We start from the raw sequence: 20406 nt of genomic DNA, 5'->3' as shown, positions 1-20406 counted from the left end.
CCCTGTATGAAGGCGGGGGTCCGAGGTGTGACTGCCGCCACATCCGGGCGTTCGAGTTGACCAACTCGTTCGCGAGTACTCATCTACCGCCTTTTTCCATGGCACCGTTGCGTGCTCGGCAAGAGATTAGCATTCCCTTACCTAAGTGTCGATAGCTAACCCTAGCCTTATTTAAGGAGGCATCATTAGGCTAGCCTAAGTTAATGGTGACAACCGAGGAATCGAGAGTGCAATGCCGAGCACAGTGACGCAACCGACACGCGGATGGCAGGGCGCCGTTCTTAAATTGTTCCGGGTTGGGGACTATCAGCTAACTGTGACGGGTCGGCGCGAGCTAACCGACCACTACGTAAGGCTCAGCTTCTCGGCGGGTGGCCTGCTGCAGGGCCGCGATGTTCACCCCACCATGTGGATCCGGCTGTGGTTCTCGGACGGAGAGAAGCTGCATCAACGTGGGTACACGCTGGTCAGTCCCGATCCTGGGGCCGATACCGTCGATATCGAGTTCGCGTTGCATGACGGTCTGGCCGCCGGTTGGGCACAAGCGGCCCGAGTCGGAGACACGATCGAAGCGACGGTGCTGGGTAGCAATTTTGCGCTGCCGAACCCGGCCCCGCGTGGGTACGTCATTGTCGGTGATACCGCGTCGCTACCTGCCATCAACTCCCTACTGGCCGCGATCGGGGACAGTCCCGCCACCGTGTTTCTGGAGGCCGCGCACGAAAGCGACAAGACACTGCCCGTCGGCCGGGACGTGGTCTGGGTGGACCGCCACGGCGACCGGTCGCTTGTCGAGGTCGTGCGTGCGGCGGCCTTCGACGCCTCGGGGTACTTCGGCTGGGTGGCGTGCGATACCCGGACCACTCGACAGATCGCCCAGGTCCTCAAGGATCACTTCGGCATTCCGCGCCGGTCGATGAAGGTCCAGGCCTACTGGATGGCCTAGTCGGCGCCGGGCGCGGCTGGTCTACGAGGCGAGCCGCAGATAGGGCATCTGCCGACCGGCAGTGTCCATGATCGTGGTGACGGTGCCGAACCGATCCGTGGCGCGCCGGCATAGCTCACGGAGCTGGCGAGGGTCGCTGGTGTCGGCGGCGATGGCCATCACCTGATCCGCGTCGTATCCGTGCAGCATCCTGGTCAGATCGGTTGCGTGCTTGCCACAGACGACGACCCGATGACCATTGCGCACCAGTATCTGGACGATCTGACGGCCGTTGGGGGCGTCGGCGTTCAAGACAACGACCACATCCTGGTCCGGGTTCGCGTGGCTTTGCATGTCTCCATTGAGCCAGCGATTCCTGGACCCCGGATGTGAGCGCCATGTGGATTCGTTGGGTGACCTCAGCGGTTGGTTGCATTCACGCCGAGTTCGCGATTGTCAGGTCTTGGTTGTCAGGCTTTGGTGCGCTGCCGGTAAGACTGTGCCGCCTCCCGTAGCCCTTCGGGGGACTCCTCGCCCCAGGATCTCAGCATTGCGCGGTTGGCCAGCACCACGTCGCGGGTGGCCTCGATCCGCCGGCACTCATAGTCGGCCAGTGCCCGTGTCGGGTCGTCGGGGGAGTCCGACAGTGCCCGTGCCAGCACGTGGGCATCGACAACCGACTGCGACCCGCCATTGGCGCCCAAGGGGTACATGGGATGCGCGGCATCGCCGAGCAGCGTGACGCGGCCCTTTCCCCAGTGGGACAACGGATCGCGGTCGACCATCGGGTATTCGACGATGTGCCCGCTGCCGCGAACCATTCTGTCGAGGTCCAACCATCCGAAATCCCAGCCCGGGAAGTGCTCCAGCACCTCATCGGCGGTGACCGGGCCATTCCATCGTGCTCCGGCCGGGAGCTCCCCGGCGGGATCGGTGCGCGCGAGCGCCACCCAGTTCACGGTGCTCTCGCTGATGGGATAGGCGATCAGTTCGTGATCGGTGTCGTCATGCGCGGCGATCATGGTCCTGCCGGTGAGGAAGGGGCCAACATCGGCCGCGCCACGCCACATCCGCACGCCCGACCAGCGCAACGGGTCCTCGGGATGCAACTGGGCGCGTATCGCCGAGTTCACGCCGTCGGCGCCCACCAGAACGGCTCCTTCGACATGACCGTCGGCGGTGTGCACGCGCACGCCAGTTCCGTCACTGTCGAAGCCGAGAACCCGGCTGCCTGTCCGGACTGCTTGTGGGCCAATACGTTCCCGTACCGCGTCGAGCAGCATGAGTTGCAACCGGCCGCGGTGCACCGAGATCTGCGGGTAGGCATACTCGCCCGACAGGCCCCGCGGCTCGGTGTACAGAACGGTGCCACGCTTATCGCAGAAGCGGATCTCGGTGGTGGCGATGCCCATGCGGGTCAGCTGCTCACCCAATCCGAGCTCGGTAAGTACTCCGACCGCGTGCGGAAGCATGTTGATGCCGACGCCCAGCGGCTTGACCTCACGCGCACTCTCCAGCACCGACACCTCGCATCCCGCGGCATGCAGGGTCAGTGCTGACGCAAGTCCGCCGATACCCGCTCCGGCAATCACGATCGATGTCTTGTCTGTGCTCATGTCGTCAGCATCCGGCGATGTTGAGTAGAAGTCCAAGATCTGTTCGTTAGCAAACCTATAATCAATACTTATGGAACTTCACCAGCTGCGCTATCTGTTGGCCGTGGCGGACACGTCGAGTTTCACCAAGGCTGCCGCCGCGCTGCATGTCGCCCAACCAGGCGTGAGCGCGCAGATCCGCCTCCTGGAACGCGAACTGGGACACGATGTGTTTGATCGATCAGGCCGCCAGGTCCGGCTCACCGATGCCGGCCAGGCGGTGATTCCCTACGCGCGAGCAGCTCTCGCCGCAGTTGACGGAGTGCGCGAGGCGGCGGACGAGATTGGTGGACTGCTGCGCGGTCACATCGCGTTCGGAACCGTCACGTCGCACGGCGCCGACCTCTCCGCGTTGCTTGCGGCGTTTCATCGTGACTATCCGGCGATCACGATCACCCTGACCGAAGCCGGCCGCGACGAGCTCGTCGCCGGGCTGCATGAGGGTCGGCTGGACGGTGCGATCGTGGCGCTGGGGGTGCAACCGCTGGAGGGATTGGGCTCGCGGGTGATCGATGATCAGCCTTTGGTAGCAGCGGTCGCCACCAACGATCCGTGGGTGAAGTGGCGCACGGTCACGTTGGAGAGGCTCTGTGAACGCCCTCTGATTTGCCTACCGTCGCGCAGTGGAGTCCGGTCCATCCTGGAGGCGGCGTGCCGGGCGGCGGGACTCGTCCCGAATGTGGCCTTTGAAGCGAGCTCTCCGCGAGTTCTCGTCAGTCTCGTCGAGCAGGGACTCGGTGTAGCCGTGGTGCCCGCCCCATACGTACGAAACCGCGCCGGGGTGGTGGCATTGGATATCCGTCCCGCGTTGCGAGGGAGGCTCGCGTTGGCATGGCGTCTCGATGGTCCGCTCGGCCCGGCGGCGCGTGTCTTCCTGGAGCGGGCCCGGGCCGTTCTCTGACTGTCGTTCCGATCACCCTGAATCCAATCCGGCGCCCGGTCAGGCGGTGGCGCAATGGCAGGCACGCGGCGGTGCGTAGCAGGTCGAGGGTGGTGTCGAGCGGCGCAATGGAACGGACCTGACAGATTTTCATTTCACCCGGCAGGTAGCCGCTGAGCAGGCCTTTAGCGTGTGGGCGAGGTCGATTCACGTCAGGAGGACCCGTGGCCGCTGCCGAGCCCACGCCATTGCGCCGCCCGCGTGCCGATCAAGCACGGTTGGTCGCCGACGTGTTGCGTCATCAGATTCACGCCGGGGCCTACGCCGACGGCGGTCTGCCGAGCGAGCAGGAGCTGGCCGCCGAGTTCTTCGTCTCGCGCAACACGGTCCGCGAAGCGCTCACCACGCTGAAGGAAGAGGGCCTGATCGAGCGCGGGCCGCGAACGGGTACTCATGTCGCGTTGCGCAAGTACGAACACGGCCTGGATGCGCTCCTCGGGCTCAAGGAAACCTTCAAGGGCTACGGCGAGGTACGCAACGAGGTTCGCGTCATCCAGGAGGTCAACGCGCCCCCTGCTGTCGCGCACAGATTGCGGGTTGATCCGGGTACGCGTGTCATCTTCGTCGAGCGATTGCGCTATCTCGGTGACCTACCGCTGAGCCTGGACAAGACCTATCTCACGCCGGACGTGGGGGAGGGGGTCATCGAGCATCAGCTCGAGACCAACGACGTGTTCGCGTTGATCGAACGTGTCACCGGTCGCAGGTTGGGTTCGGCCAACCTCTCGCTGGAAGCCGTTGCGGCGGATTCACATTCGGCCGCAACGCTGCAGGTGCCGGACAGCGCCCCGCTGCTGCTGCTCGAACGGCTCACCCATCTCGACGACGGAACCCCTGTCGACCTCGAGTACATCAGGATGCGTGGTGACCGAATCACCTTGCGCAGCAATCTATTGAGGGATATCTGAGGATTCTCATGACACTGGTCAACAACCGCATCGACGTACCGGTCACCATCGACGAATCGCTGTGTATCGAGGGCTGCACCCTATGCGTGGATATCTGCCCGCTCGATTCGCTGGCCATCAATCCGGAAAACGGAAAGGCCTTCATGCACGTCGACGAGTGCTGGTACTGCGGGCCGTGCGCGGCGCGCTGTCCTACCGGTGCCGTCACCGTCAACATGCCCTATCTACTCCGTTAAGACAGGACACCCATGAAGAGAACGGCCCTTCTCTGCTCCGTGCTTCTCGCCCTTGCCGCCGGCTGCTCCTTGGACTCCGGATCCGGTTCGGCCAACGAGGTGACAGTCGTCGTCGGATACCAGTCGAAGACCATCAACACCGTCACCGCGGGCACGCTGCTGCGTGCCCAGGGCTATCTGGAAAAGCGGCTCGGTGAGGTCACCTCCCGTACCGGAACCAAATACAGCGTGCAGTGGCAGGACTACGACACCGGAGCCCCGATCACCGCACAGATGCTCGCCGAGAAGATCGACATCGGTTCGATGGGCGACTACCCGCTGTTGATCAACGGCTCCAAGACTCAGACCAATGACAAGGCGCGCACCGAGCTGGTGTCCATCACGGGTTACAACGCCAAGGGTGCACTCAACATGGTTGTGGTGCCGCCGAATTCGCCGATCACCGAACTTCCTGAACTGAAGGACAAGAAGGTCTCGGCCAGCGTGGGCTCGGCAGGGCACGGCACGCTGGTGCGTGCTCTGCGCAATGACGGGCTGGACCCGGCCAAGGATGTCGAGGTTCTCAACCAGCAGCCGCAGGTTGGCGCCTCTGCCCTGGAATCCGGCCAGGTGCAGGCGCTCTCGCAGTTCGTGGCCTGGCCGGGACTGCTGGTCTTCCAGAAGAAGGCCAAACTGCTCTACGACGGTGCAGAGTTGAATGTCCCGACTTTCCACGGTGTGGTGGTGCGCCGCGACTACGCCAAGCAGCACCCCGAGGTGCTCGACGCCTTCCTGCAAGCGCAGCTCGACGCGACCGATTTCATTCACGACAAGCCTCTTGACGCGGCCCGGATCGTGGCCGAGGGCAGCGGCCTGCCCCAGGAGGTGGTGTACCTCTACAACGGGCCCGGTGGCACGTCGTTCGACACCACCCTCAAGTCCTCGCTCATCGACGCGTTCAAAAGCGATGTGCCCTATCTGAAGTCGATAGGAGACTTCGCCGATCTGAACATCGACGAGTTCGTGCAAGACGGCCCACTGCGCCAGGCATACACATCTCGTGCGAAGAGTTACGACACCGAGTTGGCCGCCAAGGTCAATCCGCTGGTGCTGCACCCGGCCGGCGGGGCAGACCCGGAGCAGGCCGCCGAGATTTGGTTCGACGGCAAGGATTCCACGCAGGTGTACGGTACCGCACAGGAGCTGTTGAAGGCCGTCAATGCCGCCAGCGCGGCCGGCCAGAAGGTCCGTGCCGCGTATGTGGCCGATACCGAACTGGGTACCCGCTGGTTCGCCGACCATGCCTGGTGGGTTCGGGATTCGGCTGGGCTGCATCCCTTCACGACCAGTTCTGGTGCCACTCGATACGTCGGCGCACATCCGGGTGCCACACCCCTGGATTACCCGCAGGCACTGGCGGCCGCGTCATGAGCAGCCTGCCCATCCTCGAGACTCGTCCGCGAGCGGTTGCGGTCATCCCGGCCGAAGACCGGGCCAGTGCGGCTGCGCCTGCCCGGCGTTCGGGTTCGCGATATCTTGCCTGGGGTATCCGGGCATCCTCGATCGCCGTCGCCGTGCTGCTCTGGCAGGTGTTGACGGTCAACAAGGTGCGCTTCGGGCTGCGATTCGACACCCTGCCGACGGTCACGGAGATCGTTTCCGCGCTCACCAAGCGCATCGCTACCGAACAGTATTGGTTAGATCTCGGACAATCCACGATCCGTATCCTCACCGGCTTCGGTCTGGCCGCGGTGCTGGGTGTCGTCACCGGTATCTGGCTGGGGCGTTCTCCGCTGTTCGCCAACATCTTTGGTCCGCTTACCGAACTCGCGCGCCCCATTCCCGCGATCGCGATTGTGCCCGTGGCCATTCTGTTGTTCCCCAGCGATGAGGCCGGGATCGTGTTCATCACCTTCCTTGCCGCGTATTTCCCGATCATGGTCAGTACGCGGCACGCGGTGCGTGCCCTGCCCACGCTGTGGGAGGAATCGGTCCGAACCCTGGGCGGCAGCCGGTGGGACGTGCTGCTGCGAGTGGTGTTGCCGGGGAGCCTTCCCGGAGTGTTCGGCGGCCTGTCCGTCGGGATCGGTGTCGCCTGGATCTGTGTGATCTCCGCCGAGATGATCTCGGGCCGTCTGGGAGTCGGCTATCGCACCTGGCAGTCGTACACGGTGTTGGCCTATCCGGATGTGTTCGTGGGAATCATCACCATCGGTGTGCTCGGATTTCTGACCTCGGCCGCCGTCGAGCTGGTTGGCCGTCGTGTCACACGCTGGCTGCCCCGCGTGGAGGAGGCGCGCTCATGACACGCGCTTCCACCCTGGTTCTCGACGAGGTCCGGCTCGGTTACGGCGGACGCACCGTCGTGGATCGCCTCAGCCTGACCGTGCGTCCCGCAGAAATACTGGTTCTCACCGGTCCGTCGGGATGCGGGAAGTCCACCGTGCTGCGTGCCTTGGCAGGGCTACTCCCGCCCGACTCGGGCACCATCCGGGCCGACGGCGAGAAGGTCGTCACCACCTCGCGTGATCGAGCCATGGTTTTTCAGGACAACGCGTTGCTGCCTTGGCGCACAGTGCAATCGAATATCGATCTGGCGCTCAAGCTGGGTGGTGTGCCGCGCCAGGGGCGCCGCGAGGCGGTGCAGGCCTGGATCGACGATGTCGGGCTGACCGGGTTCGAGGACTACCTTCCCAAGAGCCTCTCGGGCGGTATGCGTCAACGTGTCCAGTTGGCCCGCGGCCTGGCGGGAGCCCCCCGCGCAGTCATGATGGACGAGCCATTCGGGGCATTGGATGCCCAGACCCGTGCCAGCATGCAACGTCTGCTCGTCGATACCTGGCGCACTCATCCCACCACGGTGGTGTTCGTGACCCACGATGTCGACGAAGCCCTGCTCTTGGGAGATCGCGTCGCGGTGCTGGGTCGAGCCGGCCAGCCACTGCGCGCACTGCTGGATGTTCCCCAACCTCGCGAGGCCGACGTCGATCGCAGCGCATTACGCGCTGAAATCCTTGCGGCCCTGAATCACACGGAGCTTGTTGCCTGATGGAGACCCCAGAACTAGATAGCGCCATCCGCCTGGACTGTGACGTGCTCGTCATCGGCGGTGGCACCGCCGGAACCATGGCGGCACTGACGGCTGCCGAAAACGGGGCCCAGGTGATCCTGCTGGAGAAGGCGCATGTGCGGCATTCCGGTGCGCTGGCCATGGGGATGGATGGTGTCAATAACGCCGTCATTCCCGGAAAGGCCGAGCCGGAGGACTACGTCGCGGAGATCACCCGCGCCAATGACGGAATCGTCAACCAGCGCACCGTATACCAAACAGCGACACGCGGTTTCGCCATGGTGCAGCGCCTGGAGCGTTATGGCGTCAAGTTCGAGAAGGACGAGCACGGCGAGTACGCGGTGCGCCGCGTGCACCGATCAGGTTCCTATGTGTTGCCGATGCCCGAGGGCAAGGACGTCAAGAAGGCGCTGTACCGCGTGCTGCGGCAGAAGTCGATGCGCGAGAAGATCCGCATCGAGAACCGCGTCATGCCGGTGCGCGTTCTCACCGATGACGGCAGAGCGGTTGGCGCGGCGGGCTTCAACACGCGCACCGGGGAATTCGTCACGGTCGGTGCGAAGGCGGTGATCCTGGCGACCGGACCATGCGGCCGTCTGGGCCTGCCGGCGTCCGGCTATCTCTATGGCACCTATGAGAACCCGACCAATGCCGGGGACGGGTACGCGATGGCCTACCACGCCGGTGCCGAGCTGTCGGGGATCGAGTGCTTTCAGATCAACCCGCTCATCAAGGATTACAACGGCCCGGCCTGCGCGTACGTGGCCAACCCGTTCGGCGGGTATCAGGTGAACGCGCAGGGGGAGCGCTTCGTCGACTCCGACTACTGGTCGGGCCAGATGATGACGGAGGTCAAGAACGAAATCGAATCCGCGCGCGGTCCCATCTATCTCAAGGTGACTCATCTGCCGGAGGAGACACTGTCGGCGCTGGAGAACATCCTGCACACCACCGAGCGCCCCACCCGCGGGACCTTCCACGCCAACCGCGGACACGACTACCGCACGCACGATATCGAGATGCACATCTCCGAGATCGGTTTGTGCAGCGGCCATTCTGCGTCGGGGGTGTGGGTGGACGAGCATGCCCGTACCACGGTGCCGGGTCTGTATGCCGCGGGCGACCTGGCCTGCGTGCCGCACAATTACATGATCGGCGCCTTCGTGTACGGCGATCTGGCCGGCGAGCACGCGGCCTCGACGCTCTCGAAAACACCTGCCCCACTGGAATTTCCCGTTGATCAGGTCAAAGAGGCGCACGAGCTGATCTACCGCCCGTTGCGTCATCCGGACGGTCCGCCGCAGCCTCAGGTCGAGTACAAGCTGCGCCGCTTCGTCAACGATTATGTGGCCCCGCCGAAGACCGCGGCCAAGCTGTCCCTGGCCGTGCAGACCTTCGAACGGATGGCCGACGAGGTGAGCCAGATCGGCGCGCGCACCCCGCACGAGCTGATGCGGGCGGCCGAAGTGTCGTTCATCAGGGACTGTGCCGAAATGGCGGCACGTTCGTCGTTGACCCGCACCGAATCGCGGTGGGGTCTGTATCACGACAGGGCGGATCTGCCGGAGCGTGACGACGAGAACTGGCGTTACCACCTGAACCTGCGTAAGAGCGTGGGGGGCGGCATGGACTTCGTGAAACGGCCGGTTGCACCGTATTTCGTTCCAGTACCCGGCTTGGACGACCTACCGTCGGGGGAGACCGAACCCATCGCGGTGCACCAGCCCGAGCTGTTGGGCGGGAAGGCCCCGGCCACTCGCGTCTCGGAGGTCATCGCCGCGGAAGCGGAACAGCCGCCATCCCCGCGGATCGCCACGGTGCTGTCCTTGGAGGCACCCACTGTCGAGGATCTACTGCAGTATCTCGCCGACGAGGATCCGGGCGTACGCCGCACCGCAATCGCCGCACTGACCGAACACATTCCCAGCGGCTATGAGGACGCTTTGTTGAATGCGTTGGGCGACAGCGATTCTTCGGTCCGTCGTACGGCCGCTGACGGGGTGCGTGAGCTGGTCGAGGTTCTGGACAACCCGGTGGCGATCCGCGATCACGTCGATGCCCCCGACCCGTTGGTGCGCAGTACCGCGCTGTACGTGGCCAGCGCCCGGCGGGTCGGCGATTCGGCGGTATATGTCGCGTCGCTGCGCGATCCCGACCACCGAGTGCGGATCGAAGCCGTGCGGGCCCTGGTATCCGTGGATGACGCGGTGTCCATTGGTACCGCCGCCCACGACGACAATCGCGAGGTACGGATCGCCGTTGCGAACGGGCTTGCGAAGCTGTCCGCCGGTGGCCAGACGGTGCGGGCGCTGGTGGGCGATGGTGACCCGCTGGTGCGGGCGGCGGCGCTGACCGCCCTCGGTGCGTTGGGGGTCGATGAACAGATTCTCGATGCCGTCGAGGAGGCATTGCGGGCGCCGGCCTGGCAGATCCGCCAAGGGGCGGTGCGTGCCTTGGCGGGGGCGTCGTCGGCGCACGCCGTCCCGCCGCTGGCACGGGCGCTGTCCGACGCACATTTGGATGTGCGTAAGTCGGCGGTATTGAGTCTGAGCCAGTGGGTGTCGACGGAGCCTGCTGTGCGTGAGGCGTTGACGGGCGCGCTCCAAGATGGGGATGCCGATGTGAGAGCCTATGCGCGACAGGCACTTGCGGCCGGCTGACCGCAGTGCACATGCACATCGGATTCGGCCCGGCAACGTGGCGCAGTTCATGTTATGGGCGGGTTCCGAGGCCACTTAGCATAGGCTAGGCTTACTCGGGTGTCGAAGATGAGTGCGGTTGTAGATCCCGATACCGGTGCCCGGACCTGGGTTTCTGTGCAGAAGGGGCTGCCGGATGGTTTTGCGCCGGCTGACCTCGCGAGTGTGCTCGCGCAGGAAATCCCTGAGCGCCACGGCGACGAATACCTGATTTACGAGCGCGACGGCGAATGGGTGCTCGCCATCGGCGCCCGTGCCTCCGTCGAGCTCGACAGCGACGGGCTGCGCATCCTCCGCGACGGATCCGTCGAGAAACGCGGTTGGTCCGGACACCCGGGCGCCGCGCTCGAAGTGGCCGTGAACGAGATCTCCGACGGCGTGCATCGCGTCTTCGGGTGGGTCGCTTTCGAGTTCGGTACCTACCGCTTCAACCTGCAGCATCGGCTGGCCCCCGGTACACCGTTGGCGCGGGTTTTCACTCCCCGTGCCGAAGTGGTGATCACCGCCGACGGCATCTCGGTCTCCGATGAGCGCTATGTCGACGAGATCAGTCGGCTGATCGATCAGGGCGCTCCGGCGATTCCGGCGCCGGCCTCGATCGACCTGGTCCCGGACCCGTCCGATTATCGAGGGCGCGTAGGCATCGCCACCGCTGAGATCCGATCGGGCCTGTACCACAAGGTGATTTTGTCGCGGCGCGTGGAAGTGCCGTTCGCGATGGACTTTCCGTCCACGTACCGCCTTGGCCGGCATAACAACACCCCGGTTCGCTCCTTCCTGTTGCGGCTGGGTGGTATCCGCGCGCTGGGATACAGTCCCGAGCTGGTGACCGCGGTCGAAGCCGACGGAACCGTTATCACGCAGCCGTTGGCGGGAACACGAGCCTTCGGCCGGGGCGCGGACGCGGATCGGGTTGCCCGCGACGACCTCGAATCGAATGCCAAAGAGATTGTTGAGCATGCGATCTCGGTTCGCAGCTCGCTGGCCGAAATCGCCGAGGTGGTCGATCCCGGTAGTACCAAGGTGACCGATTTCATGACCGTGCGCGAGCGCGGCAGCGTTCAGCACCTGGGGTCGACCGTCAGCGGAGAGCTCAGCCCCGGCATGACGAGAATGGATGCGTTGGAGGCACTCTTCCCCGCGGTTACCGCGTCCGGGATTCCCAAGGCTGAAGGTGTCGACGCCATCCTGCGGCTCGACGATCACCCCCGCGGTCTCTACTCGGGTGCGGTGCTGATGATGTACCCGAACGGCGGATTGGACGCGGCGCTGACCCTGCGCTCGGCCTACGAGTACGACGGGCACACCTGGCTACGGGCCGGTGCCGGCATCATCGAGGCATCCACGCCCGAACGTGAATTCGAGGAAACCTGCGAGAAGCTCGGCAGTATCGCGCCCTATGTGATCAAACGCGAGGCCTAGTTCTGGCTCTACCTGACACAACCTCGCCCGGCCAAGCCGGGCGAGGTTGTGTCGTCCCGGCTTGGCCGGGCTGGTATCGCACCGATCGGCCGAGGCCTAGTTCGCGAGCGAGGCGCGCAGTGCCCGCTTGTCTATCTTGCCCACGGCGGTCAGCGGAAGGGTCGGAACCGCGACCAGCTTGTCGACGCGTGAATGGGTGGCGGCTCCACGATCTTGCAGGTGCCGGTTCAGTTCGGCGGCGGTAGCCGGCTTGCCCTTGAACACAATTGCCGCACAAACAATCTCACCGAGATACTGATCGGGCAGGCCGACGGCGGCGGCCGCGTAGACCGCCGGATGGGTCTGCAGGTGCGATTCGAGATCCAACGCGGAGATGGACTCCCCGCCGCGGAGGATGACGTCCTTGATGCGGCCGGTAACCTCCAAATATCCGTCCGGCAGTGCTCGCACCCGGTCGCCGCTGCGGTAGAAACCGTCGACGGTGAACGAGCGCACATTGTCCGCCTCGGCACGGTAGTACCCGTTCAGGGTGTACGGGCCACGCACCAGCAGCTCTCCGGCTTCACCGGTGGGCACGGGGGCGCCGTCCTCGTCGACAATGCGCACCTCGTCGGCATCGCACATGGGCCGGCCCTGGGTGTTGTCGAGGATCTCGGCGGGATCGCCTGGGCGCGTGAGGCATAGCAGGCCCTCGGCCATTCCGAAGACCTGTTGCAGTCCCGGCGTGAGTGACTCGCGGACCGTTCGCGCGTCATCGGCGCCCAGTTTGGCGCCGCCGACCTGGAGCAGCCGCAGTGATTCGGGCAGCACGGGCTCCCACGCGGTGGCTTGTGCCCACAGCTGGGCAAGTGATGGCACCAGTGCCGTCACGGATACCCGGTGCCGGGCGATGGTCTCAAAGGCCGACTCGGGGCTGGGGTCCGAGAGGAAAACTGTGGTGGCGCCGGTACTTATCGCGCCGAGCAGGCCCGGGCAAGCCAACGGAAAGTTGTGACCCGCGGGCAGTGCGACGAGGTAGACATCGTCCTGGGTGAGATCACACACCTGTGCGGCCTGCGTGGCGTTGTAGACGTAGTCCTCGTGGGTGCGGGGGATGAGCTTGGGCGCTGCGGTAGTGCCGCCCGAGACCAACAACAGTGCCGGGGCATCTGTCTGTGCGGCTGGCAGAGGGCCGTGAGCCTCAACGCTTTTCAGCAGATCCGCCCAGGAGGTAAAGGGTCCGGCGTCGCCGTCGACCACCACGCTGCGCAGGCTCGGGTGTTTCTGGGACAGCTCGACCGCCAGGGCGCGGTAATCGAAGCCGCCGGCGGAATCGGCGATCACCAAGGCAACGGCATCGGCCACCTCGATGAAATGCGACAGCTCGGCGGCTCGGTGTCCCGGCAGGCACATCACGGGTATCGCGCCGGCGCGCATCAAACCGAACAGCGCAACAGCGAAGGATGCCCTGTTGGGAAGCTGGAGTAGCACCCGATCGCCGGGTGTTATCCCCAGCCGGATGAAGGCATGTGCGGCATTGTCCGCGGCCGCATCGAGTTCTCGGTAGCTCAGCGTGGCGTGCTCGTCGATCACCGCGGGGTGATCGGCGCGCCGGGTGGCGGACGCGCGGAGCAGGGATTCGACGGTGTTGCCGGTCCAGTACCCGGCCTGACGATAGGCCTCGGCGCGCGCCGGGGGAAACGGGACGAAACCGTCCGCGCTGGGGGTTGTGGCCGAAGCGGCGGTGGTCGATCTGGCCTGAGTCATCGGGGCTCCTCGTGGGTGACTCCCCGCAGTCTAGATAGGGTAGCCTCGTCGTAGTTAGGGCAGCCTGTACTAATAGCGAAAACGCGAGGTGAGATCGAGGTGCGCACCGTGAGCGAGGGTGACGTCGAGGTGGGCGTTACCAGCGGAGGGGCGTCGATAGGCCTCGAGCCGGCTGCCGCGCCGCCGCTGTCCGCGGGACAGCAGCGCATATGGTTCGCCCACCGCGTGACGCCCGCTCTGATGAACATGTGCCGGTCCTACCGGCTCCGCGGCGACGTGGATGTCGACAGGCTGCGTGCCGCGGTGAGCGCGGTCGTGGCGCGGCACGAGGCCTTGCGCATGACAATTCACGCCGGCGCCGAGGGCAATCCGGTCGCATTGCTGCACAACGACCTGCCGGCCCGATGGGTCGAGCATGACGTGGCCGACCTCGCGGGTACCGCGCAAGAGCTTCGGCTGGGCGTGCTGGCACAACGCGAATTCGGCGCCATATTCGATCTGGCCACCGAATCACCGTTGCGAGTCACCGTCATCCGTACCGGTGCTGCGGAGTACGTCGTGCTCGTGGTCGCCCACCGGATCGCGTGGGACGACGAGTCGTGGTCGGTGTTCCTCGCCGATCTGACGACCGCCTATGTCGACGGCGATATCACCGCGCCACTGTCATCGCTGCCCTCGCAGGATGGGCCCGGCGGTGCGGACGACTACTGGCGCCAAGAGTTGGCGAATCCTGCGGAACCGCTCGAACTTCCGGGCCCCAATGGCTCTGTGGTGCCGACCGACTGGAAGGCTGCGCGCTGCACCGCACGCCTTTCCGCGTCGGTGATGGATGACATCGGGCGGCTTGCGCATGACGCCGACACCACCCCGTACGCGGTGTTGTTGGCCGCGTATTCGGCGCTCCTGCATCGGTATACGCATGCGGAAGATTTCCTCGTGGCCGCCCCGGTACCTGTGCGTGACGCCGGCGTGCAGGGCCGTATCGGTCACTTCGGCAATTTCCTCGCCCTGCGGATGCGCCCGCACGGTGAGGAAAGCTTCAGGGACCTGCTGGGTCGGGTGCGGCGTACCACCCTGGACGGGTTTGCGCATCAGGGGGTAAGCCTGGATCGCGTGGTCCCACGCGTCGGCTTCGCGATGGGTGCGGACTCCGCAGCCCTTTTCTGCCCGCCCGGAATCCACTGTGAAAGAGCGCCATTCGATGGCCAGGTGGCGTATGTGCCACTCGGCCTGACCGTCCAGACGACCCCCGATGGCGCCGATCTGGTGGCCGAATATCTGGTCGGCATGCTGGACGAACGGATGACCGCGCAGATGCTCCGGCACTTCGGCAACATGCTCGATGCCGCGCTCGACGACCCGGACCGTCCGCTGGGCAGTCTGGAACTAATGGACGGCCGCGAGTCGCAGTGGCTGTGGGATGCGTCGTCCGGGGAACGGTTTGACGCCGAGCCGGCGACGCTCGGTGATCTGGTGGCCGCTCGGGTGGCTGCTCAACCCGATGCCACCGCGCTGGTGTACGAGGGACGTCACTACTCGTACCGCGAAACCAATGACTTGGCGAACCGTCTGGCGCACTGGATCATCCAGCAGGGGATCGGCACGGAGGATCATGTCGCGGTTCTCCTCGATAAGTCCCCGGAATTGATCATCACCGCGCTCGCCATCGCCAAGGCGGGGGCGGTGTACCTGCCGATCGATCCCGACTACCCGCCCGATCGGATCGCGCATATTCTTGCCGACGCGCAGCCCAGGCTCGTGATCCGAGAGCCGGTGACCGGCCTTGACCAATTCGATGTTCGCGAACCGGTCGATTCTGATCGAGTGCGGCCGTTGACCGCCGACAATGCTGCGTATCTGATTTACACATCCGGTTCGACGGGCATACCCAAAGGAGTGACGGTCACACACCGCCCACTCACCGAGTACTTCAATTGGTTCCGCGCCGAGTATCGGGTCAGCGGATCGGATCGGGTGCTGCAGGTGGGATCGCCGAGCTTTGACGTATCGATAGGGGAGATCTTCGGGATCCTCAGTTGTGGTGGCCGCCTGGTCATTCCGCGCCGGGGTGGGCTCACCGATGTTGCGTACCTGACGGACCTGTTGAACAACGAAGCCGTCACCTCGATGCACATGGTGCCTTCGTTGCTCGGGCTCATTCTGTCGCTTCCCGGAGTAACACAATGGAAGTCCCTGCGCCGGGTGCCGGTAGGTGGAGAGGCATTGCCCGGGCCGGTCGCGGATAAGTTCCACGCCACGTTCGACGCGTCGCTGCATAATTTCTACGGCCCGACCGAGGCCGTCATCAACGCGTCGCGGTACAAGGTCCGCGGAATCCAGGGCACGCGGACCGTGCCGATCGGCACTCCCAAGATCAACACTCAGATTCACATTCTGGATCAGGATCTGCGACCGGTTCCGGTGGGCGTAATCGGTGAGATATACATTGGCGGAACGCATCTGGCGCGTGGATATCATCGCGCCGCAGGCCTGACCGCGCAGCGTTTCATCGCCGATCCCTTCACCCCCGGGCAGCGGATGTATCGCTCCGGCGACCTCGCACGGCGCAATGCGTGCGGCGATATCGAGTTCGTCGGCCGTGCCGACGAACAGGTGAAGATCCGGGGTTTCCGTGTCGAGCTCGGTGAGATTTCCTCCGCGATCGAGGTCGACCCGAGTGTCGGCCAGGCGCTGGTGGTGGTCGACGAACTGCCGCACCTCGGTAAGCGCCTCGTCGCCTACCTGACACCGTTCGGCGGGCACGTGGTCGATATCGACCGGATCCGCTCCAGGATCGCAGCGGCCCTGCCCGACTACATGATTCCCACTGCCTACGTCGTGCTCGATGAGATTCCCATCACCCCGCACGGCAAGATCGACAGGGATGCACTGCCGGCGCCCGACACCGGGTCCGTCGCAGAGCGCCGTGAGCCGGAAACCGCGACACAGAACCAGGTGACTGCCTTGTTCTCGCGAATGCTCGGATCCGGCGTTATGGGAATCGACGATTCGTTCGAGTCTCTTGGCGGTCATTCACTGCTCGCAAGCAAGCTCTCGGCGGCAATCCTGTCCGAGTATGGGGTGCGGATCGATATCCGCGAGATTCTGCGCCGGGGTAGCGTCGCGAGCCTGGCCGAGCTGATCGACCAACACATCGACAGCACTGCGGCTTCGGCGGACCGTGTGGTCGAAGGGGAGCCGATTCCGCTGCTGCCGGGCGGACACAGTCTGTATGAGTACGGAAACCCGCGCAGGCTTGCGGTGACGTGTGTTTTCCGGATTCAGGAGGGCATCACCCGTCCTGCCCTGGAGCAGCTTCTGGGTGCCGTTATCGCGGAACATGAGGTACTACGCAGTCGACTCGACCGCGACAGCATGATGCTGGTCCCGCGTGCGCGCCCGGCTCTTCGGTTCGTCGAGATCATTGCCGCCGACCCCTCGGCCGTCGCGGGTGCCGAGATTGCCCGTGCGGTGGATCGGCTTGATCCCGAACAGGGTTGGATGTTGTCGGCCGTGTGGCTGCACCCAGACAACGAGCCGGGCGTTCTCATCCTGGCGGTACACCATCTCGCGGCGGATCCCATCTCGTGGCGGGTCATCATGTCCGAGTTGGAATCCCGCTGGCGGGCCATGACGCAGGAGTTGGCACCGGCGAGCGTTCCGAACGCCATGGGCCTGCGCCGCTGGGCGAATTCGCTGGCGGCCGAAGTGCAGGATGTGGGTAGTCTGCCGTTCTGGGTTGCCCAGCTCGATGGTGATGATCCCGCCATCGGTTCGCGCCGAATTTCTCCCGAATCGGATCGGGAGAGTGAGGTGGCCATTACCGTCGAATCCGCACCGGTGGAAGTCAGTGCACGTCTGCTGAATTCCGGGATTCCGATGCATCAGCTGCTCGCGGCGGCGCTGGCGGGCACGGTGGCGCAGTGGCGTCGTGGCCGGGGACAGCCCCCGGTCGAGCCGCTGCTGGCGATGCAGATTTCCGGACGCACAGAGAGCACCACCGGAACCGTGGGGCTGCTCAGTACGGCATATCCGTTGCGCGTCGGGGGTACCGATCCGCTCGGGATGGGGCCGCGTTCTCTGGTGGAGCGGGTCGCCCGGCAGCACAGCGCGATGCCGGGGCGCAGTATCGACTACGGGTTGCTGCGGTATCTGCGCGGCGACACCTCGGCAGTGCTGCGAAAATACCGCGACCCGCAAGTCCTGCTGACCTACCTCGGACACGATCTGGGATTCGAAGGGGAGCTTCTTCGCCGCGATGAGTGGCTCTCGGTACTGGGCTCGCCTGTCCCCGAACCTGATTCGGGAGTGCGTCACGAGCTCGATATCTCCGTGCTGATCATGGAGACCACCGAGGGGCCGACCATCGGAACCATGTGGCGCGCGATTCCGGAGGTACTCAGTCGTTCGGAGATCGCCGAGTTGCAATCGATATGGCACGAACAGCTAGGAATTCTGGCAAAGGAGCAATGGTGACCTCGACATTGGCAGTGATAGGCGCGGGTGCCAAGGCGGTCGCGGTCGCCGCGAAGGCGGCCGTGCTGCGTGAGTGCGGTGTCGACGTGCCCGATGTGGTGGCGATCGAACGCCAGCAGATCGGCGCCAACTGGCAGGCGTGCGGTGGCTGGACGGACGGGCAGCACCGACTGGGCACCAGCCCCGAGAAGGATGTGGGCTTCCCGTACCGGTCTGCCGTGCTGCCGGGGCGCAACGCCGAGATCGACGCCCGGATGATGCGGCTGAGCTGGCAGTCCTATTTGATCGCGACTGGCCAATTCGCCGAGTGGGTCGACCGGGATAAGCCGGCGCCAACGCACAAGCGCTGGGCCGACTATCTGACATGGGTGGCCAATACGGTCGATATGAAGGTTGTTCACGGTGAGGTGACCGGTCTGTCGATTGATGACAACCGATGGGTGGTGGGCACCAATGACTGCTCCATCGCCGCCGATGCGGTGATGGTGACCGGACCTGGTCAACCGGAACGGTCCGTGCTGCCCGAGCACCCAAATGTCTTGTCCATTGCCGAATTTTGGCGACGCTGTGCCGGTCCCACCCGCCTCACCGCGGAACGCGTCGCCGTGATCGGCGGTGGAGAGACCTCCGCTTCGGTACTCAATGAGCTTTTCGGACACCGCGTTTCGACGGTCACGGTCATCTCGCCCGGCGTGACGTTGTTCACCCGCGGTGAAGGCTACTTCGAGAATGCGTTGTTCAGCGATCCGACCGGATGGCTGCACCACACGATGGAGGAGCGGCGCGACGCGCTGAACCGGACCGATCGTGGTGTCTTCTCGTCACGGGTCCAGGAATCGCTGCTGGCCGACGACCGCATTCGGCATCTGCGCGGCCGGGTCGCACACGCCGTCGCGCTGGAAGACCGAATCAGGCTGACGCTGCGCAGCGACAGCGCGGGCGAGCCGTCCGAGACCGTGCACGGCTTCGATCTGGTGATCGATGGAGCCGGTGCCGATGCCCTGTGGTTCCTGCCGTTGTTCGACCAGAGCGCCCTGGATCTCATGGAGCTCAAGCTGGGTGCTCCGGTGGATGGCAATGTCTTGCAGGAATCTCTGGGACATGATCTGTCCGTCAACGGCCTTACACCCAAGCTCATCCTTCCGACGCTCTCGGGTCTGACCCAGGGGCCCGGGTTCCCCAATCTGAGCTGCCTCGGATTGTTGTCCGATCGAGTGCTCGGCGGGCATAGCAGCACCGAGCCGGTCCGTCGTGAAAGGAAAATAGTTGACTACCAACCCATTTGATGACGAGAACGGCGCCTTCTACGTACTGGTCAACGATGAGGAGCAGTACAGCCTCTGGCCGACGACCATCGAGGTCCCGGCCCAGTGGCGCGTGGTCTTCGGTGAGGCGCAGCGCGCCGACTGCGTCGACTACGTGGAGGCCAACTGGACCGATATGCGTCCCAAGACCCTGCGCGACGCGATGGCAGGCGCCTAACCTATCTCCGACAACCGGGGAACCACCTCGTCACCGAGTCGCCGGACGAATCCTGCGGGATCGGTATTGCCTGGCAGCGGACCGCAGTTGACCATATCGACACCCAGTGCGGCCAGGCTCTCCGCCTTGCGGAGATAAGCGTCAAGATCCTCAAAAGGATCGGTGAACATTGCCACCGTCAAGCGAATCTCGAAGAAATCGCGACCGACGGCATCGCAGTGCCGTTTGAGTACTGTCACCTTGTGGGCGACCTCCTCGGTGGTGGGTGAGGTGCTGTTCCAGATATCCGCGTACTGAGCCACCAGCCGCAGAGTCTTCTTCTCGCCTCCTCCACCGATCAGAATAGGAGGCTGCCGGATTGGCTGCGGTTGACAGATTGTCTCCGCCAACCGGTAGTGGGTGCCCTCATAGGCGCCGTCGTTATCGCTCCACATCTGGCGGGTGATCTGAAGTGTCTCTTCGAGCATCTCGAATCGGTCGCGAAGCGGGGGATAGGGGATGCCGAGTGCCACGTGTTCGCGTTCGTACCACGCGGCGCCGATGCCGAACACGCTTCGGCCCTGCGACAGCACGTCGAGTGTGGTGAAGGTCTTGGCGAGCACCCCTGGATGCCTATACGTCACACCCGTGACGAGCATTCCCAGGTTGATCGTGGTGGTCTGCGCGGCGAGGAAGCCCATCGAGGTATAGCCCTCGAGAAATGGATCCTCGGCCCGGCCAACAGCTTCCATCTGGAAGAAATGGTCGGCCAGCGTGAACAGTGTGGCCCCACCTTCCTCGGCGGCGCGTGCGGTGGCTGCGAGACTGGTGCCGAGATCGCGATCGGATCCGGGGAGAAAGTCGATGTAGTGGATGCCTAGTTCCATTG

16 protein-coding genes are annotated in these 20406 nt (G+C 64.6%); 12 read left to right on the top strand and 4 right to left on the bottom strand.

Going from position 1 to position 20406, the window contains the following annotated elements; all coding sequences use genetic code 11:
- Window positions 1–232 precede the first annotated feature (232 nt).
- Window positions 233–946, top strand: coding sequence for a siderophore-interacting protein (locus BKG76_RS07030; protein ID WP_070936992.1), 714 nt, complete (start codon window positions 233–235; stop codon window positions 944–946).
- A gap of 21 nt (window positions 947–967) precedes the next feature.
- Here the strand turns inward: BKG76_RS07030 and BKG76_RS07025 are convergent, their stop codons facing one another.
- Together BKG76_RS07025 and BKG76_RS07020 are read right to left on the bottom strand one after the other, a co-directional pair.
- On the bottom strand, window positions 968–1279 hold the full coding sequence (locus BKG76_RS07025; RefSeq protein WP_070936991.1) for an SDR family NAD(P)-dependent oxidoreductase: 312 nt from the start codon (window positions 1277–1279) through the stop codon (window positions 968–970).
- Window positions 1280–1395: 116 nt separating this feature from the next.
- Entirely contained in the window at window positions 1396–2541 is a 1146-nt protein-coding gene (locus tag BKG76_RS07020) for a flavin-dependent oxidoreductase (RefSeq protein WP_070936990.1), read from the bottom strand.
- Between the two features lie 70 nt (window positions 2542–2611).
- Here BKG76_RS07020 and BKG76_RS07015 point away from each other — a divergent pair, with 70 nt between their 5' ends.
- From BKG76_RS07015 to BKG76_RS06980, 8 genes are all read left to right on the top strand, one after another.
- A complete protein-coding gene (locus BKG76_RS07015; RefSeq protein WP_070936989.1) occupies window positions 2612–3481 on the top strand; it encodes a LysR family transcriptional regulator in 870 nt (289 codons plus the stop codon).
- A gap of 203 nt (window positions 3482–3684) precedes the next feature.
- Complete coding sequence (locus tag BKG76_RS07010; RefSeq protein ID WP_070936988.1) at window positions 3685–4428, top strand: GntR family transcriptional regulator; 744 nt, start codon at window positions 3685–3687, stop codon at window positions 4426–4428.
- An 8-nt stretch (window positions 4429–4436) separates the two neighbouring features.
- Complete coding sequence (locus BKG76_RS07005; protein WP_070936987.1) at window positions 4437–4664, top strand: 4Fe-4S dicluster domain-containing protein; 228 nt, start codon at window positions 4437–4439, stop codon at window positions 4662–4664.
- Window positions 4665–4676: 12 nt separating this feature from the next.
- A complete protein-coding gene (locus BKG76_RS07000; protein ID WP_070936986.1) occupies window positions 4677–6074 on the top strand; it encodes an ABC transporter substrate-binding protein in 1398 nt (465 codons plus the stop codon).
- A complete protein-coding gene (locus BKG76_RS06995) occupies window positions 6071–6949 on the top strand; it encodes an ABC transporter permease (RefSeq protein ID WP_070936985.1) in 879 nt (292 codons plus the stop codon). Before BKG76_RS07000 ends, BKG76_RS06995 begins: the two co-directional genes overlap by 4 nt.
- Window positions 6946–7692, top strand: a complete 747-nt coding sequence (locus BKG76_RS06990) for an ABC transporter ATP-binding protein (RefSeq protein ID WP_070936984.1) — start codon at window positions 6946–6948, stop codon at window positions 7690–7692. The genes BKG76_RS06995 and BKG76_RS06990 overlap by 4 nt, the downstream gene beginning before the upstream one ends.
- On the top strand, window positions 7692–10373 hold the full coding sequence (locus BKG76_RS06985; protein WP_070936983.1) for a fumarate reductase/succinate dehydrogenase flavoprotein subunit: 2682 nt from the start codon (window positions 7692–7694) through the stop codon (window positions 10371–10373). The genes BKG76_RS06990 and BKG76_RS06985 overlap by 1 nt, the downstream gene beginning before the upstream one ends.
- Window positions 10374–10472: 99 nt before the next feature.
- Window positions 10473–11834, top strand: a complete 1362-nt coding sequence (locus BKG76_RS06980) for a salicylate synthase (RefSeq protein WP_070936982.1) — start codon at window positions 10473–10475, stop codon at window positions 11832–11834.
- A 96-nt stretch (window positions 11835–11930) separates the two neighbouring features.
- On the opposite strand, the gene BKG76_RS06975 is transcribed toward BKG76_RS06980, so the two are convergent.
- Window positions 11931–13580 carry a (2,3-dihydroxybenzoyl)adenylate synthase gene (locus BKG76_RS06975; protein ID WP_070936981.1) on the bottom strand — a complete coding sequence of 550 codons (1650 nt, stop codon included), beginning with the start codon at window positions 13578–13580 and terminating at the stop codon, window positions 11931–11933.
- A gap of 99 nt (window positions 13581–13679) precedes the next feature.
- Between BKG76_RS06975 and BKG76_RS06970 the strand changes: the two genes are divergently transcribed.
- Genes BKG76_RS06970 through BKG76_RS06960 form a run of 3 tightly spaced genes read left to right on the top strand, consistent with a single transcriptional unit; the run spans window position 13680 to window position 19538 of the window.
- Entirely contained in the window at window positions 13680–18056 is a 4377-nt protein-coding gene (locus BKG76_RS06970) for a non-ribosomal peptide synthetase (protein WP_070936980.1), read from the top strand.
- Complete coding sequence (mbtG, locus tag BKG76_RS06965) at window positions 18053–19342, top strand: NADPH-dependent L-lysine N(6)-monooxygenase MbtG (RefSeq protein WP_070937005.1); 1290 nt, start codon at window positions 18053–18055, stop codon at window positions 19340–19342. The genes BKG76_RS06970 and mbtG overlap by 4 nt, the downstream gene beginning before the upstream one ends.
- Window positions 19323–19538, top strand: a complete 216-nt coding sequence (locus BKG76_RS06960) for an MbtH family protein (RefSeq protein ID WP_070936979.1) — start codon at window positions 19323–19325, stop codon at window positions 19536–19538. The genes mbtG and BKG76_RS06960 overlap by 20 nt, the downstream gene beginning before the upstream one ends.
- Here BKG76_RS06960 and BKG76_RS06955 read toward each other — a convergent pair.
- Window positions 19535–20404: an LLM class F420-dependent oxidoreductase gene (locus tag BKG76_RS06955; protein ID WP_070936978.1), complete on the bottom strand. Its 870-nt coding sequence runs from the start codon at window positions 20402–20404 to the stop codon at window positions 19535–19537. The two genes, BKG76_RS06960 and BKG76_RS06955, sit on opposite strands and share 4 nt — an antisense overlap.
- Window positions 20405–20406: the final 2 nt, after the last annotated feature.

Source organism: Mycobacteroides franklinii (assembly GCF_001853795.1).
Classification (GTDB): domain Bacteria; phylum Actinomycetota; class Actinomycetes; order Mycobacteriales; family Mycobacteriaceae; genus Mycobacterium; species Mycobacterium franklinii.
Note: the sequence above shows the minus strand (reverse complement) of the source record. Positions and strands in the feature narration are given on the sequence as shown.